Raw genomic sequence first — 16,269 nt, forward strand, 5'->3', positions numbered from 1 at the left:
CTACCATGACCTATGAGCGAGACCGTAGTTCACTATCAGGGCGGCCTGCGCTGCCGGGCGGAACATGTCGAGTCCGGCACCGTCGTCATCACCGATGCGCCGAAGGACAATCACGGCAAGGGTGAGAGCTTCTCTCCGAGCGAGATGCTGTCCGTCTCTCTGGGTAGCTGCATCCTGAGCATTATGGCCATCGCTGCTCAGTCGATGGATCTCGATATCACTGGCGCGACAGCGACAGTCGAAAAGGAGATGGCGAACGCTCCGCGACGGTTCTCGAAGCTCACGGTAACCGTGCATGTCCCCTATGCTCTGAACGAAGAGCAGATCAGAAGACTGGAGCGCGCCGCGCATGCCTGCCCGGTACACAACATCCTGAAACCTGAGATCGACGCTGCGATCACCTTCCGCTGGGGATAGTCACCTCTCATCGAGAAGATGACAACGCTATAGTGTTCCTGTGGGTAGACATACTCCTCCTTCAGCTTGCCGCTGGGCTCTTATCGCGCTCTCCGCACTCCCATTGGTTCTGCTTCATCAAGAAGGACGAGCGCAATCTCCGAGCGCAGCGAAACAAAACGACGCGCTTCGCTTCGACGTCGCTTCTATCCGAGAAAATAAGTCGCCTGACGGCATCAGCTCCAACGTGCCTCTCGGTCCTGGAAATGTCTACTCTCCAACCGGAGGTCTTTTTCTTGGGAAGAACATTCCGCTGCTGTCGTACATAGCATTTGCCTACAGGATGACTGACGGCCAGTTGACATCGTTCCGGGCCATGGCGCCGGAGTGGGTGAGGAATGACCGATTCGACATCCAGGCACGCACCGACAAGAACGACGTGACGAAAGACGAACTGCGACTGATGATGCGCTCACTGCTGAAGGAGAGATTCAACCTGGCGGTCCACTATGAGAGCAGAGAAGTCACCGTCTATGCGCTCAAGCAGGTGAAACCTGGGCAGACTGGCCCGAAGCTGCAGCCACACCCGGCGAACTCACCCTGCCCGACAACCCTGCCGGATAAAGAACCTACTCCTCCTTCCGCGGGCAACGACGGACTTCCAGAGACCTGCGGCGGCATCCTGCTTCTGCCGGCAAGTGCACCTCATCGCTTCAACCTCGGCGGCCGCAATGTCCCGATCAGCCTGCTGGCAAACTCCTTCACAGGCTGGGGAGCGCTGGATCATCCCGTCGTTGATCAAACAGGCCTTAGCGGTGGATACGATTTCACGCTGGAGTACACGCCGGACCCGACGCAGAGTGCAACGTCTCAAAATGCGGCGGAAGATTCAGGCCCCATGTTTCGCGAAGCACTCAAACAGCAGCTTGGATTGAAGCTGGAGTCCGAAAAAAGCGACATACAGGTCATCATTCTGGACCATATTGATCACGTAACCGATAACTAAAACTTTTCGCCGAAATGAGTCTCCCAGCACTGTGGAATGGGATCCAAACCGTGTAGATGACTGTTGGAATTTCTGTTCGAAATGGAGTATTATTTGTGGCCTAAGAAAAGCTGTTAGCTTTCAGGTGACCACGGTCACTGCGTCCCCAACCCAAGCATTTCATGATGGAAAGACGGGTGCAGCCATGATTCAACCATCGCTTTCTGCCGATAACCGCGTTTCTTCGGAGATGACGGTTCTCCTTGAGGAACCACCCTCTCAACAGGCGCAGGCCCCGCCTCGGTTTGGGCCTCGCAGAGTCCCTGTCGAGGAGTATGTGTTCTGGCATAGAAGCCGCCTGGAAACCGTAGACGCGTTTCCGCCATCCCAAAAACGGGTAGCGTAACGAAGCTACGCTCTCGCAAAAACTTTAACGCATAAGCGTGCTTTTTAGCGCGTGCGAAATGGCGATGCCGGCAATCCTGCGGCGTTGTAGAGAGTGCAGGTTGGGTTATCCAGCCATGCATATCTTGCCTGTAACGGATGTGGAACATCAGGGGAACGAAGAATCAGCGTCCCGTTCTCAATCGATGCCTTTGCCGGATGAAAGACCTTGTCCGCGCCTGCGACCTCAAAGAAAGACGCGTTTGCGTCTTTGAGCATGAGTCCTTCCCCATGTTCGAACCAGATCCTCACCTGGTCCCCGGTAACAATGGAGCTGCGATAGATCGGCCCTGAGAACTCGATATCCTCTCCGTAAGCGACCTTGCGCGCTACGCGGGAGAGACGGTCTGCAACGTCCTGTTTATTGCGTGGGTGAACATTAGCGGCTTCACCGATATCGGCGGTCACAGCCATTCCGGTGTTCTTAAAAGTTAGTGTCTGCATCTGTGCCTCGCGGATCTCAGCCCACTTGTTCGCCGGAGACGATGCCTTGACATTCGCGATCTGGACAAAGAGGAACGGGAGGTCTCCCAGCTTCCACTGCGCTCGCCAATCCTCGATCATCGCCCGAAAGAGTGGAGCGTAGTAGGCGTAGTTCCATTCCGAGGTATTTGCTTCGCCCTGATACCAGAGCGCGCCTTTGATGGGAAATGGCGTCAGCGGAGCGATCATGGCGTTGAAGAGATAGGCAGGGTGCCATGCATTGAGATCGCGCGGAGCGGGCGCCGGCTTCTGCCCTGCTGCCGGGTTCTTTTGCGTTTGCGTAAACCGGAGTTCCTCTTCGGTGCGGCCTTCCAGGATCTTCGCCCAGGCGGCCAGGGCCGGCGTTAATTCAGGAGAGGCTGTAAGGGTACGCAAGCTGGTCCAGGCCTCTGCCGGAGTTCCTCCCCACGAAGATTCGATGATTCCGACCGGAACGTGCTGGCTGTCTTCGATCTTGCGTGCAAAGAGATAAGCCACTGCCGAAAAGTTCAGGAGGTTGTTCTCGTCCGCCTTTGCCCAGGAGACGCCCTCTTTCAGATTTGAGAGCGGAAACTCGGAGTAGGCATGGCCAACGTTAACGATCCGGATGTCGTACTGGCTGGCCTTTCTGAGCTCGACCTCCGAGTTGGCCACGGTCTTCATGCCGAACTCCATGTTGGACTGGCCGGAGGCTACCCAGACGTCGCCGATCATCACATCCTGCAGGCGAACCTCATTCCTGCCGCGAACCACGACCTCAAAAGGGCCCCCGGCCTTTCTGGAAGGGAGATAGACGCTCCATCGCCCAAGGTCGTCCGCTACCGCCTCGGCGGAAGCATCCTGCAGTTGCGCATGAATCTGCTCTCCCGGCTCCGCCATTCCCCAGAGATGGATCGGAAGGTCTCGCTGCAGCACCATGTGGTCGCTGAAGATGTGTGCAAGTTCGACCTCCGCGAGGCATTGCGGGACAACGGTGCAGGCAGCAAGAAGAGCCATCCCCGCGAACAGCGTCTTCCGTTCCGCGGAGGGAAAATAGCTGTGCGTCGTCAGCCTCATGAGCGTCATCTCCTTGCGGGATCTTCGGCAAATTAATCGGTTAACTAAAACCATGTCAAGACGTATTACCTGTAAAACATAGTTTTCGCATATACACGAACTCCTCGACAAAACCCGGGGGAATCCCCTAATGTTGTTCCGTCGAGCGGAGGCCATATTTCCTGTTCCGAACGGCCGCCGCATTACCAACAAGGCTCAACCATGAGGATGATACCTATGAACTCTTTTGTCCTGCGCCTGGCGCTTGGTGCATGCGTTCTCTCTTCCGTATCCGCATACGGCCAACTGGAAGGGCATGCGATCGAATCGTCCGCCACTCCCCATCCCGTGCCTGCCATCCAGGACAAGGAGACTCCGGCCCAGCATGATGCCCGCATGGCATGGTGGCGCGAGGCACGTTTCGGCATGTTCATCCACTGGGGCCTGTACGCCGTTCCCGCGGGTGAGTGGCATGGGCAGCGCACTACGCATATTGGGGAATGGATCATGAACGATCTTTCCATTCCGGTCGCCGACTACAAACAGTTCGCAACCAACTTCAATCCCACCGGCTTCTCCGCGCACGACATTGTTGCGCTGGCGAAGGATGCGGGTATGAAGTACATCGTGATCACCTCGAAGCATCACGACGGATTTGCGATGTTCGACTCCAAGACCGATCCGTTCAACATCGTCGCCGCCACGCCCTTCAAGAAGGATCCCCTTCGTGAACTCGCAGAGGAGTGCCACAAGGCCGGCATCCGTCTCGGCTTCTACTATTCGCAGGCACAGGACTGGACCGCTCCCGGTGGTGCGGCGGCCGTTCGCGGTACCCACAACAAAGAAACAGGCCACTGGGATCCGGCGCAGGATGGAAGCTTCGATGACTACCTGAAGACCAAGGCGATTCCTCAGATCAAGGAGCTGCTCTCGAACTACAAGACCGCGCCCGACATCATCTGGTTCGATACCCCGACCAGCAGGATGACTCCGGAGCGCGCCGCCGAAGTCGTGAAGGTGCTGAACCAGTATCCGAAGCTGATCTGGAATAACCGCCTGGGCGGCGGATACAAGGGCGACACCGAAACTCCGGAGCAGTACATCCCGGCGCAGGGATATCCGGGGCGCGACTGGGAGTCGTGCATGACCATCAACGACACCTGGGGCTACAAGTCGTTTGACACCAACTTCAAGTCGACCGAGACGCTGCTGCGTAACCTGATCGATATCACCAGCAAGGGCGGCAACTACCTGCTGAACATTGGACCGGATGCCCAGGGCAAGGTTCCCGAGCCCGAGGTCGAGCGCCTGCACGCTATGGGCAAGTGGCTGGCCGTCAATGGCGAGGCTGTCTATGGAGCCAAGGCCACGCTCTTCGGAGCCGAGGCAGGATCGTTTGCTCCGGCAGAAGGCAATGCCAAGCCGAAGTTTGTTCCCGCGTGGGAGTGGCGTTCGACGACTAAGGCCAACCGCATCTACATCCATCTTTTCGCCTGGCCGAAGGGGAGCTTCCACGTAGAGAAGGTTCCGCGCACCATCACCAAGGCGTACCTGCTGGCGGACTCGTCTCACAAGGCGCTGAAGTTTACACAGAGGGATGGAGTGCTTGATGTCTCCCTGCCTGAGAAGGCGCTTGATCCGATTGCGACTGTCCTGGTTCTGGAATCGAAGTAAGCGATGCAAACAACAAGGCGCCGGAGTGATCCTGCGGCGCCTTGTTGTTTGATCATTCGCTGTTTTAGGTTGTCATCCTTCGCTATTTCTCGGTTCAGTTAAGCGAAAAACAGTCGCGCTCCGCGCGATACCCCACCCTTTGCCTTTGGCAAAGAATGGGGCAACGAGTATCGCGTTAAACTTGCTCCTTCCTTAACTCCCAGGAGAAGTCGTAGAACACCCGCAGCTGATTCCCATCGAGATCGGCGACCCTGAACTCACGCAGGTTCCAAGGTTTGTCTTCCGGCTCAGCCAGAATCTGGGCTCCGGCCTCCAGCCAGCGATGGTAGAGCTCATCGACCTCCTGCTTGCTCTCCAGGTTCAGCCAGACGATGACTCTTTCTCCATTGCCGTACTCCTCGCGGAACGGCGCATTCGTCAGGAACATGCGGCACGCTCCCTGCGAGATGCCACCGATGCCGCCGTGGTCACTCCCCCAATCGAGCTGGAAGCCAAGCACGTTGACGTAATATGCGGCCGCCGCATCGACGTTGCTGACCGGAATCTCAGGAACCGCCATGGGAAAGTGCGTAAGCATAGTGCCAACCAGCTTACGCCAGATGAGAGAACCGGTGGGAGCCGTGGGCTTTTAGCCCACGGTTTACCGGCTTTGAAATGAATGGGCTTTGGCCCTGGGCCTTTTCTACCTGTGGGGCAAAAGCCCAGGGCTAAAGCCCTTCTACTTTTGGTCCTTAACCAGCGGGCTGAAGGCCGCTGCTCCCACCGTTTCGAGCTTCGCTCGAATTGTCTGACTCGCTCCATTTATCTGGTGCGCACGATGGAGTGACTCTCATCATTCGCCTCCCGTCAGAACATAGCTCGCGCCGGCGCGTGGCACGAAGGTGATGGCATGGCCATCCGTTCGCGTTGCAACAGCAGCGCCGGAGCTAGTCACCTTCACCGTCGCGATCGAGCGGATTGCCGGCACCTTCACCGCAATCACCTGCTCGCTCTCCGGTAAGGTGAGCTGCACGGTCGATGCTTTCGCGATGGGATAGACACAGATGCGTGTCTCACCGTTGATCTTCTCCAGGGTGACTCCTGATCCCCCAATAAAGACCGGAGTCTTTTTCGCCGGCATCTCGAAGTCCTTGAGGGTCTGCTTCCCTTCATAGATCTTGCCGGTGTCGTAGTCCATCCAGCGGCCTTCGGGGAGATAGATATCACGTGTCGTCGCCGAGAGATAGTCATCGCCATAGAGAGGCGCGGCCAGCATGGCATCACCGATCAGCCACTCGTAGCCACGGGTGGTGGAGTTCTCACGGCCATGGACATTGGCATCGCTCGGGAAGGCGATGGGCAGCGGTGTCATCGTCCATGGGTAGCCGTCCGCATTTGCTTTGCGGGCGTTGCTGTAGAGATAAGGCACGATTCGGGCGTGGAACTGAGCCGAAGCCAGCATCACATCCGAGACCTCCTTGCGGAAGCTCCACGGCGGCTCGCCCATACCCATGGAAGCGTGCAGCGAGGCCCAGCGGGCATTGCGCATCATGTATGCCTCCATCTTCGGCGTGCGGTTGGTGCTGAAGTGATTCTCGCCGAAGGTGCCGCCGACGATATCGGGGTAGACATACGGGAAGCCGCTGTATGCGAAGGCGAGCGCATTGACCGGTCCACGGTCCTGCTGCTGGTTGTAGTTGAAGTCGTTGATGCGGTGCAGGTCGCCGTTGGAGGAGAGATATCCGTTACGCTCGATGATCAACTGCTTCTGCGCAAACAGACGGCCATTGGTGGGATCGACCTTATCGTCGCGCAGGTCTTCGTATCCGCCGTACCCGTAGAAATCTTCCTTCCATCCGTTGATGCCGTAGTCCTGCCACTTCTTCACCAAACCCATGTACCAATCCAGCGCCGCCGGATTGTGGGCATCAAGCAGGTAATACGGTAGCTTCGGCCAGCCGCCCTTATAGACCTTTGCCTGCCCATTCTCGGTAAGGAAGTAACCATGCTTTACGCCTTCGTCCGAGTAAGGTCCGCCGACAATAAAGGTGATACGCAGGCCGAGCATGACGGCCAGTCCCTCATCGCGGAAGTGCTGAATCAACGCCTTCGGATCGGGATACTTCGTCTTATCCCAATAGCCAAAGCTGGTGGTCTCATGCATGGTGTCTGGCTCGGCGGGCCAGAAGCCTGAACCGATCACCATCCAGGTCAACGGATAGCCGTCTTTCAGGTAACGGTCTACGCTGTCGCGGACGGTGTTTGTGTTGGTCTCCCAACCGAGAGCGCCGAAGGCCTCCCAACCCACACCGAAGGCCTGATACTTCGGCATCTCTACCTTGTATCCAGCCGCTCGGCGGACACGCAGATACTCCGCATAAATAGCGTGCGGATCGCCGAAGAAGTAATAGAGGTGCACCTTCGCCGGCGCGCGCTTCACACCCTGGACAATCTGCTGTGCTGAGGTGTGAACGATCTTTGTCGTTGGATCGATCAGCAGCTCGGCGAACTGCTGCTTCGGATAGATGACAAAGTTACTAACCAGCCGCGAGATTCCCTGCCCGGAGAGAAACGCGTCATCCGAGAATCCGGTCACATCCGTGGTGAACCACTGGCCGCCTGCCTTCTCATACTTCGCCCGATATACCGCATGGTCCGCCAATCCATAGGCTGGGCTGGCGCCGGAGGTTTGGAAGCGAAGCTCGGCCCCCGGCTCTGCGACACTTGCTTCAAGATCGGCACAGTGAGCGGAGAACGTCACCTTCAGGGACATGTGCTTCCCCGAGGGCGTACCTCCCTCGAGCGATACCGTGCTGGACGTAGCGTTCACCCGCTTGAAGCGGACTGGTTCCCCGCCAAGCAGGACGCCTGCGCTGGAGTCCGGCAACACGATATCGCCGGCTCCTGCGGCAAAGCCGTAGCGGCCTGACGACTCATCGAGATGAAAGGTCAGGCCCTGATGCTGGAGGCGGGTCTCCGCATAAAGACACGACGCACACGCGATCGCGGAGACACAAAGAAGACTGGCCAGGCGTTGCATAGTTCTCCCTGAAACAAAACATTGCTGAGTGCCCGGCCTTGCGGCCGGGCACTCGCACATTAGAAGTGGAGCTTCGCACCCAACTGTAACGTACGGGCTGCGTACGATGTAGTGATGACACCCATATTGTTATTTGTGTTTACGCTGGTACCGGAGTAGGAGGTATTTGGCGCACCGAGGTTGACATGGTTCAAGGCGTTATACGCCTCAAGACGCAACTCCAGCGAGGTTCCCTCGGTGATGCGAGTCGTTTTGAAGACCGACATGTCGAAGTTGACCACGCCAGGCGCGCGCAACTTCGAGTAGAAGCGAGGCGCGTTGCCGTAGGTGTAGGCCGCCGGGTTGGTAAAGGCGAGATAGTTGAACCGGCGATATTTGCCCAGCGTATAACCGGTGGGATTCTGCATCAGCAAGGACTCGTTCAGGTCAGGCCGTGTGGCCGCGGAGTTATTCGCACCGCTGAAATTCAACGGGCGGCCTGACTCCAGCGTCATGGTGGTATTGAATTGCAGACCACCCACCAGGCGATCCATCCATCCGCCTTTGTTCAGATAACGGCGATTACGCCCAAAGGGCAGATCGTAAAGCACTGCCACGATACCGCGGTGGGTGACGTCGATGGCGTCTACGCTGTAATCGCCATCCAGATTGCGTGGATTCTGAATACCGTTCCCTGTCTGCGTAATGCCAGTGGTGGTAGCGATATCCGTATAGATCGGCAGGCTCATCAGCTTGCCGTACGTATACGATCCCTGAAACTGTAACCCCTCAGCCGCGCGACGCTGCAGGGTGACATACATGAAGTTGCCATCGAAATGTGCCGAGCGCGGAAAGCTCTGCAGCACGCTGGACATATACGGATAGGGGCGCAGGAGGTTCGCGCGCGAGATGGTTGCGCCGTTCAGAGCAGAGTTTTCAGGAACCTTCCCGGCGTAAGGATTCGGCACCAGGGCATTGAGATACGCTGCTCCCTGGGAGGCGTAGCTGGGATCGAGGGTATTGATGTTCAACGTACCCAGGTTGAAGTAGCGGCCATGGTTGCCCAGGTACGAGATATCCATCACCATCTTGAACGGCAACTGGCGCGACAGCGTCAGGGTGTACTGCATGCTCTGCGGTGTCCTTGCACGAGGCACGATGTAATAGCCGGTCTGGCCGCGGAAGGAGATCTGGCCAAGCGATGAACCCAACGGTTGCAGCGCAGGTGATGGCACACCGTTCTTGAACAGGAAGGCGGTTCCATAGGTGGTGGCGGCGTTGTAGCTGGTGGTAATGCGACCGAAACCGTTTGAACTTCCAGCAGCTTCGTCATACGAAGCCTGAGCCGTGGTGGGATAGTACATCGCATAACCGCCACGTAGGACCGTCTTGTTGTCATTCGTCAGCACGAGAGCGAAACCAAGACGCGGTCCCCAGTCGTTCCAGTTCTGGTGTACAAAGTTACGGCCTTCCCCATTCAGCCCGGCAAACCGAACTGCTCCGAGATATCCGGTAACAGGGTTGACCTGCGTAATGTCGAAGTCGCCCATGCCGTTCTTCTTCTCGTACGGCTGCTGCTGGAAGTCCCAGCGGAGGCCGAGATTGAGCGTGAGACGTTGGTTGGCGTGCCAGTCGTCCTGTACATATCCGGCGATCTGGAGCTGACGGAAGGCGATGCCGCGCGCCAACTGCGTGCTCGCCGACGAGACATTGCCGGCAAGAAAGGTGGCAAAGCTGCTACCTACATTGCCATTGGTGGTAATCAGAACGGTGTCGGAGCCCTCCGCTGTGCTGTTCGAGCTGAAGCCATAGGAGCCGGACGCATTACCCGACTGAAGGTTGAAGCCCTCAACCCAACGGCCATCAAAGCCGAAGTGCATTGTGTGCGCGCCCAGGGTCTTGGTCAGATCGTCCAGCAATTCAAAGGTCGTGGAGGCACGGAAACCGACCGTTCCGTTAAGCGACGGAACGCCGGAGATACTCAGGATTGGGGCAACGTCTCCACCAACGCCAGGGAGACCGATCTTCTGCGCGTAGTTCTGGTTCGCAGTCGCTGCCTGGAACGGGAAGTCAGAGCGCAAACCTGAGAGACGGAGATCGTTCACCAATGTCGGCGAGAAGATGTGCGTCTCAGCCAGCATCGCCGTAAAGTTCGAGAGCGTATCGTTGCGGTAATACAGCGGGCCAAACCCTTGCGAACCGTTGTTTGTGTAGTTCTGATAATAGGCATACCGTGCGATGACGCTATCCCTGTCGCTCAACCGGTAGTCGGCACGTCCAAGGATCGTGCGCTCGGTCGAGACCAGCTTCGGGTTCGCCAGATAGTTGTTCGCATTGGTGCAGCTATCGTAAGCGCCGACGGAGTTGTTCGGCGCGGGAATGAAGAGGTTCATCGCCGCGATGGAAACCGGGTCCTGACGCGAGGCTGAGATCTGATTATTGGGGAAGGCCTGACGCTGTGTCGTTGCCGAGCCCGTATTGGGATCGAAGATCTTGAAGGCGGTGCAGGTCCCATTCACAACACGGCGCAGATCACTGAAGTTGCCACCGCGCTCCTGCACCGTCGGGACTGAGTAGTTGATCGCCGAACCGGTGACGAACCGGTACTCTTCGTAGTTACCGAAGAAGAACGCCTTATCCCGGATAATGGGTCCGCCAAAGGTACCACCGTAGTTATTGAAGCGAAGCTCCGGTTTCGTCGTCTTTGGCAGCGCGAGCGTGGCATCGAGATAGTCGTTCCGGAAGAACTCATACGCCGAACCATGAAACTGATTCGCGCCGGAACGGGTAACGACGTTGATGACGCCGCCCGAGGTGTAGCCGAACTGCGCCGGGATAACACCCGTCATGATGCGGAACTCCTGCACCGAGTCGGCCTTGATGTTGATGGCCACCTCGCCCAGGTAGTTCTGCAGATTGCTGGTGCCATCGAGCAGATTGTTATTGCCGCCCGGAACACCGCCCGAGATGCGGATCGCCGAAGCCTGCGTGCCGCGATTGGTGAATCCCTGATTCGTCGCGCCGGCTGCGGAGACAACACCCGGACTCAATGTGGCCAGCGCAAGCACGCTGCGCCCGTTCACCGGAAGCTCCTGCACGGCACGCGTATCGATGGTGTTACTGATCTGGGCATCGACGATGTTCAACGCCGGCGGTGTCGACTCGACCACAATGCTGCTGTCGACAGTGCCAACCTGGAGCTGCGCGTTGGTCGTCACGTGAGCGGCTGCGTCCACGACAACATTGCGTGTCGTCATCGTAGAGAATCCGGCAAGACCGATCGTGACACTGTAGGTTCCCGGAGGCAGCGGTTGCGACTGGTAGAAACCATTCTCGTTGGTCGTGGCCTCGTACTTCAGACCAGTGGCGTCATTGGTAACCGTGATTTTTGCATTCGGAACAACGCTTCCGGTCGGGTCGACCACCGTTCCTCCGATGGTTCCAACGTCCTGTTGTGCGCGGCCGGTCATGGGTAGCGCCAGAAGGAGCAGGAAGGTTATCGCAATCCAGAAGCGCCTTGTAATTGTTCTCTGGCGGCGCAGGGAGAGTCGTATTTGTCTGGTCATATTCGTCAGGCCTCGTTACATCAAACGTTTAACTTCTAGGATTCGGCGAATACCTGGGGGAGAGCTTTCGTCGGAACGCCAGAATCCTAAGTTCGTCAGAGAAATCTTGTCAACCGTTTAATCTTCAGGCAAGATTCATTTTGTTCCGTTTGAGAGGAGTCCCTTTCGTGCACCGTCTGTCTCTGCTCTGTCTGCTATTAGGCACAGCCTGTATTGCGCAAACTTCCCCGCCCGCGCCATCGAACTCCGCGGAGGCAGATTTTGCGCAGGCAGCGCGCTACCGCCACGCCAATGAACAACTCTCCGCGGAGGTCGTTTTTCTGGGCGACTCCATCCTGGACTACTGGGGATCGCGAGAGGGAACCTGGTTCACCTACCCCGGCTGGATCAACCGCGGCATCGGCGGCCAGACAACACAGCAGATGCTGCTGCGCGAGCGGCACGATGCACTCAATCTCCATCCGAAGGCGATCGTGCTCGAGGGCGGCGGAAACGACATGCGCCTTGGTTTTTCGCCGGAGGAGATCCGGGATAACTTCCTCACCATGGGGGAGTTAGCGGCATCGCACGGCATCCGCGTCTACGTTGCAGAGATGACTCCCGTCTGCGACTGCGTGCGCCCTCTGACCGGCCTGCGGACGGTCGCACGGATTCGGCAACTGAACGATCTGCTGGCCGCCATGTGCAAAGAAAAGCATTGGGATTTGCTTCGTTTCAATGCGCCGCTGGCCGATGCGAACGGTTTGATGCGGGCGGAGCTGACGGTAGATGGCGTACACCCGAAGGCCGCCGGCTATGCGCTGCTGGCGCCCATTGTGGAACAGGCCCTGGCGGGCTACCGCAAGAGTCGCTAGAGCACTTTCGCTGTGGGTGTAGTTAGGGCTTCCGCATCTACGGGCGTTTTCCGCAATGAAAACGCCGCTGCACTCTCTACCGGGATACCCAGCAACAGGGAAAATGCTCTAGACAACTTAAACGATTAACCTATAGTGTTTCTCTGGCACGGTTCATACCGATGAGGGCAGGGTGAAGTGGTGAGAAGTCTTACGCACGTAGAAGAACGTAGCGATCTGGTCGTCGTTGGTGGCGGCCTCTCCGGCGTCTGCTGCGCTGTTACTGCGGCACGCAAGGGAATCAATGTTCTGCTGGTGCAGGACCGCCCTGTCCTGGGCGGCAATGCCTCGAGCGAAGTACGGCTGTGGGTGCTGGGTGCGACCTCCCACATGGGCAACAACAATCGCTGGGCCCGTGAGGGCGGCGTCATTGACGAGTTGCTCGTGGAGAACATGTGGCGCAATCCCGAGGGCAACCCCATCCTCTTCGACTCCATCCTGCTTGAGACCGTCAAACGCGAACCGAAGATCACCCTGCTGTTGAATACGGCCATCTATGAGCTCGACATGGATGGCGGCTCCATCGCGGGGGTACGTGGTTATAACAGTCAGAACCAGACGGCCTACACGCTGGAGGCACCGCTCTTCGTCGATGCTTCTGGCGATGGCATTCTGGGCTTTCTCGCAGGCGCCGAGTTCCGCATGGGCGCAGAAGCCCGTTCAGAGTTCAACGAAGGTATGGCTCCGGAGAACGAAGAGCATACGCTGCTTGGGCACTCGCTCTACTTCTATAGCCGCGATACCGGGCAGCCGGTAAAGTATGTGCCGCCGACATTTGCTCTACAGGACATCACACGCATTCCGCGCTTCCGGGATATCCGTGTCTCTGATAGCGGCTGCCGTCTGTGGTGGCTGGAGTACGGCGGAGCTTTAGATACAGTAGGCCAGACAGAAGAGATCAAGTGGGAGCTATGGGCTGTAGCGTACGGTGTGTGGAACTACATCAAGAACTCCGGTGAGTTTCCCGACGCGGAGAATCTCACGCTGGAGTGGATGGGAACCATCCCCGGCAAACGCGAGAGCCGCCGCTTTATCGGTGATGTCATCCTGACGCAAAATGACCTCGTGCAGCAGAAGGGTTTTCCCGATGCAGTATCGTTCGGCGGATGGGCGATTGACCTGCATCCTTCCGACGGAGTCTTCAGTGCAAAACCCGGATGCACGCAATATCACGCCAAGGGCGTCTACCAGATTCCGTTCCGCAGCATGTACAGCCGCAATGTTCCCAACCTGCTGCTGACAGGCCGCCTGATCAGCACCACGCATATTGCATTCGGTTCTACTCGCGTGATGGCGACCTGCGCCAGCAACGGACAAGCCGTCGGCATGGCTGCCGTGCTCTGCACTGAGGACGGCGTGCAGCCGCGCGACCTGCTTGAGCCTGCCCGTCTGCATCGGCTGCAGCAGGATCTGCTGGCGGCAGGACAGCATATTCCTGGCATCGCCTTTCAGGCAGAAAACGATCTCTCCCGCCAGACGACGGTATCCGCGTCCAGTGAACTTTTATTGGAGGAGCTGCCATCCTGCGGTGAGCTTGCGGAAGAACGCTCTTACGCTCTTCTGGTCCCATTCCAGGATGGTCCTAGCCCGGCACTGTCGCTCTATGGTGATGTAGCGCATCCCATGACACTGCGTGCGGAGCTGTGGACCTCAGCGCATTGCGGAAACACCACTCCGGATGTGCTTGTCGCTACGCTTGACGTTTCAGTAGAAGCCGGTGATGGGGTAGAGATTCCGCTCGACTTCAAGGCACAACTGCCGGCCGTCGCCCATTACTTTGTCATGGTTCCGGTGCAACCCGGTGTTCGCCTTCATCTCAGCACAGCACAGATGCCGGGAGTCCTCACTGTCTCGCAGAAGATGAATGCCGCTGTTGCGAAGAGCCTGGTGCAAACTCCGCCTGAGGGTTCCGGCATCGACACCTTTGCCTTCTGGCTTCCGGAACGGCGGCCGAAGGCGCGCAATCTCGCTGCAAAGTTCCATCGCCCTCTCGAACTTTATCGTCCGGCCAATGTGACGAACGGTCTAAACCGGCCATGGCGTAGCACCAATGCGTGGGCTCCGGCACTGGACGACAACGCACCGGCACTCACGCTGTGCTGGGAAGAACCTGTCGAGGTACAGAAGGTGTCCATCACCTTTGACACTGACTTTGACCATCCCATGGAGTCGGTGCTGATGACACACCCGGAGCGGATTATGCCGGGATGCATCCGAGCCTTCCGCGTCTCCACGGCTGAGGGTGTAAGGTTGGCAGAGGTAACCGAGAATCATCAGACACAGTGGACTCTGGAGCTGCCGGCAGCAGTCACCACTTCAGGCCTGCATATCGATGTTCTGGAACATGGAGAAGCTCCGCCTGCAATCTTCAACGTGTCCTGCTTCTGAGGCGATATGACCAAACGCGCGAATCCGTGGAGTATCGTTGCCCTGCTCTTCGCGGTAGCGGTTCTTAATTATTTTGACCGCCAAAGTCTTTCCGTCGTCGCTCCACGGATGCAGGCGGAGCTGCATCTCTCCGACGTTGGTTACGGGCATGTAGTCAGCCTCTTCCTTCTGGCTTCTGCTTTTGCGTATGCGCTCTCAGGCTTCGTCTGCGACGCTCTGGGCACGCGCCGCTCCATGGCGTTGTTCGTAGCCTTCTGGTCAGCAGCGGAAGCGGCGACGGCGTTTGCCTCCTCCGTGCTTCTTCTCGGAATCGCACGCTTCTGCCTTGGACTCGGAGAACCCGGACTGTGGGTGGCCGCCCCAAAAGCCGTGGGCGAGGTTCTGGATAGGACCCGGCGCAGTCTTGCCGTGGGCATCTATACGGCCGGTGCGACGATGGGCGCAATTATCGCCATCCCCGCTATCCTGGCCATCACGACGCATCTTCCCTGGCGCAGTATCTTTCTGATTGACGGAGCCATGGGACTGCTGTGGGTTCCTGTCTGGTTGTGGATCTATCGTGAGCATCCACGTAGCGAGACCATCGCCCCAGCCGCAACGAATGTCTTTCGCGATGTGATCGCGCAACCGCAGATGTGGCAGCTGCTGATCGCTCGCGGCATGACCGATCCGGTCTGGTACTTCTATCTCTTCTGGTTTCCCAAATATCTGCTGAGTGACCGTCATCTCACTGCGAGCCAGATGGCTCACTTCGGCTGGATGGTCTATCTGGCCGGCGGCATCGGCACCATCGTCGGCGGATCGCTCTCCGGTGCGTTCATCCGCCGCGGCCTCGACCCAGGGATTGCCTATCGCCGCACCATGCTCTTCTCGGCATTCGCTGTACTGGTGAGCCCACTCGCTTATCTGAGCCCCGGGATTGGCATGACGATGCTGTTTGCCTCAGTCGTCGCCATGGCGCATATGTCGTGGCTCACGAACCTTACTTCGACGCTGCTGGAGGTCTTCTCGCCGCAGCAGTTAGGACGCGCGGCGGGATTGATCGCCGCTGGCAGCGCCTTCGGAGGCATGCTTTCGAGCGAGATCATCGCCTACTGCCTGACGCATGGGGGATATCGTCCGGTGTTTATCGCGATGGGCCTGATGCATCCAATTGCGATCGTACTGTTATGGACGGCCTTCCGGGCGAAGCCTCGGGGTGAGATGCAGGTGCCGGTTGTAGGAGAAGCGCTTGTTGCGGGCGACGCGAATTAGGGCGAGCTGAGGCATCAACGGCAGCCCAAGTTCCCACTATCTTTTCTATTTTGATTTCAACCGGTTGGTTATCGATTCTTCGCGGTCTCACCGCGAAGAATCGAATATCGCGCTACGCGCGATCGTCTTGCTTAAGGGCACGGCTTCAGCCGCGCCAAAACAGTGCTTGAAAGA

10 protein-coding genes are annotated in these 16,269 nt (G+C 57.9%); 6 read left to right on the forward strand and 4 right to left on the reverse strand.

The window, feature by feature from the left end; all coding sequences use genetic code 11:
- The first annotated feature begins 12 nt into the window (after positions 1-12).
- Both FTW19_RS21255 and FTW19_RS21260 read left to right on the forward strand, forming a co-directional pair.
- Positions 13-417 (forward strand): OsmC family protein, encoded by a 405-nt coding sequence (locus tag FTW19_RS21255; protein ID WP_147649553.1) that lies wholly within the window; start codon positions 13-15, stop codon positions 415-417.
- Positions 418-457: 40 nt separating this feature from the next.
- Positions 458-1,402, forward strand: a complete 945-nt coding sequence (locus FTW19_RS21260) for a TIGR03435 family protein (RefSeq protein ID WP_147649554.1) — start codon at positions 458-460, stop codon at positions 1,400-1,402.
- A 429-nt stretch (positions 1,403-1,831) separates the two neighbouring features.
- Here the strand turns inward: FTW19_RS21260 and FTW19_RS21265 are convergent, their stop codons facing one another.
- Positions 1,832-3,343 (reverse strand): sialate O-acetylesterase, encoded by a 1,512-nt coding sequence (locus FTW19_RS21265; protein WP_187143094.1) that lies wholly within the window; start codon positions 3,341-3,343, stop codon positions 1,832-1,834.
- Between the two features lie 216 nt (positions 3,344-3,559).
- Here FTW19_RS21265 and FTW19_RS21270 point away from each other — a divergent pair, with 216 nt between their 5' ends.
- A complete protein-coding gene (locus FTW19_RS21270; RefSeq protein ID WP_187143095.1) occupies positions 3,560-4,996 on the forward strand; it encodes an alpha-L-fucosidase in 1,437 nt (478 codons plus the stop codon).
- Positions 4,997-5,171: 175 nt separating this feature from the next.
- Here FTW19_RS21270 and FTW19_RS21275 read toward each other — a convergent pair whose 3' ends face one another.
- The 3 genes from FTW19_RS21275 to FTW19_RS21285 form a co-directional block, all read right to left on the reverse strand.
- Positions 5,172-5,573, reverse strand: a complete 402-nt coding sequence (locus FTW19_RS21275) for a VOC family protein (RefSeq protein WP_147649557.1) — start codon at positions 5,571-5,573, stop codon at positions 5,172-5,174.
- A gap of 255 nt (positions 5,574-5,828) precedes the next feature.
- Positions 5,829-8,015, reverse strand: coding sequence for a TIM-barrel domain-containing protein (locus FTW19_RS21280; RefSeq protein WP_187143096.1), 2,187 nt, complete (start codon positions 8,013-8,015; stop codon positions 5,829-5,831).
- A gap of 59 nt (positions 8,016-8,074) precedes the next feature.
- Entirely contained in the window at positions 8,075-11,560 is a 3,486-nt protein-coding gene (locus tag FTW19_RS21285; protein ID WP_147649559.1) for a carboxypeptidase regulatory-like domain-containing protein, read from the reverse strand.
- Between the two features lie 167 nt (positions 11,561-11,727).
- Here FTW19_RS21285 and FTW19_RS21290 point away from each other — a divergent pair, with 167 nt between their 5' ends.
- From FTW19_RS21290 to FTW19_RS21300, 3 genes are all read left to right on the forward strand, one after another.
- Positions 11,728-12,414, forward strand: a complete 687-nt coding sequence (locus tag FTW19_RS21290; RefSeq protein ID WP_187143097.1) for a GDSL-type esterase/lipase family protein — start codon at positions 11,728-11,730, stop codon at positions 12,412-12,414.
- Positions 12,415-12,594: 180 nt separating this feature from the next.
- On the forward strand, positions 12,595-14,841 hold the full coding sequence (locus FTW19_RS21295; protein WP_222705488.1) for an FAD-dependent oxidoreductase: 2,247 nt from the start codon (positions 12,595-12,597) through the stop codon (positions 14,839-14,841).
- 6 nt (positions 14,842-14,847) lie between these two features.
- Positions 14,848-16,095: an MFS transporter gene (locus tag FTW19_RS21300; RefSeq protein WP_147649562.1), complete on the forward strand. Its 1,248-nt coding sequence runs from the start codon at positions 14,848-14,850 to the stop codon at positions 16,093-16,095.
- Positions 16,096-16,269: the final 174 nt, after the last annotated feature.

The sequence above is a fragment of the Terriglobus albidus genome, assembly GCF_008000815.1.
GTDB classification, from domain to species: domain Bacteria; phylum Acidobacteriota; class Terriglobia; order Terriglobales; family Acidobacteriaceae; genus Terriglobus; species Terriglobus albidus_A.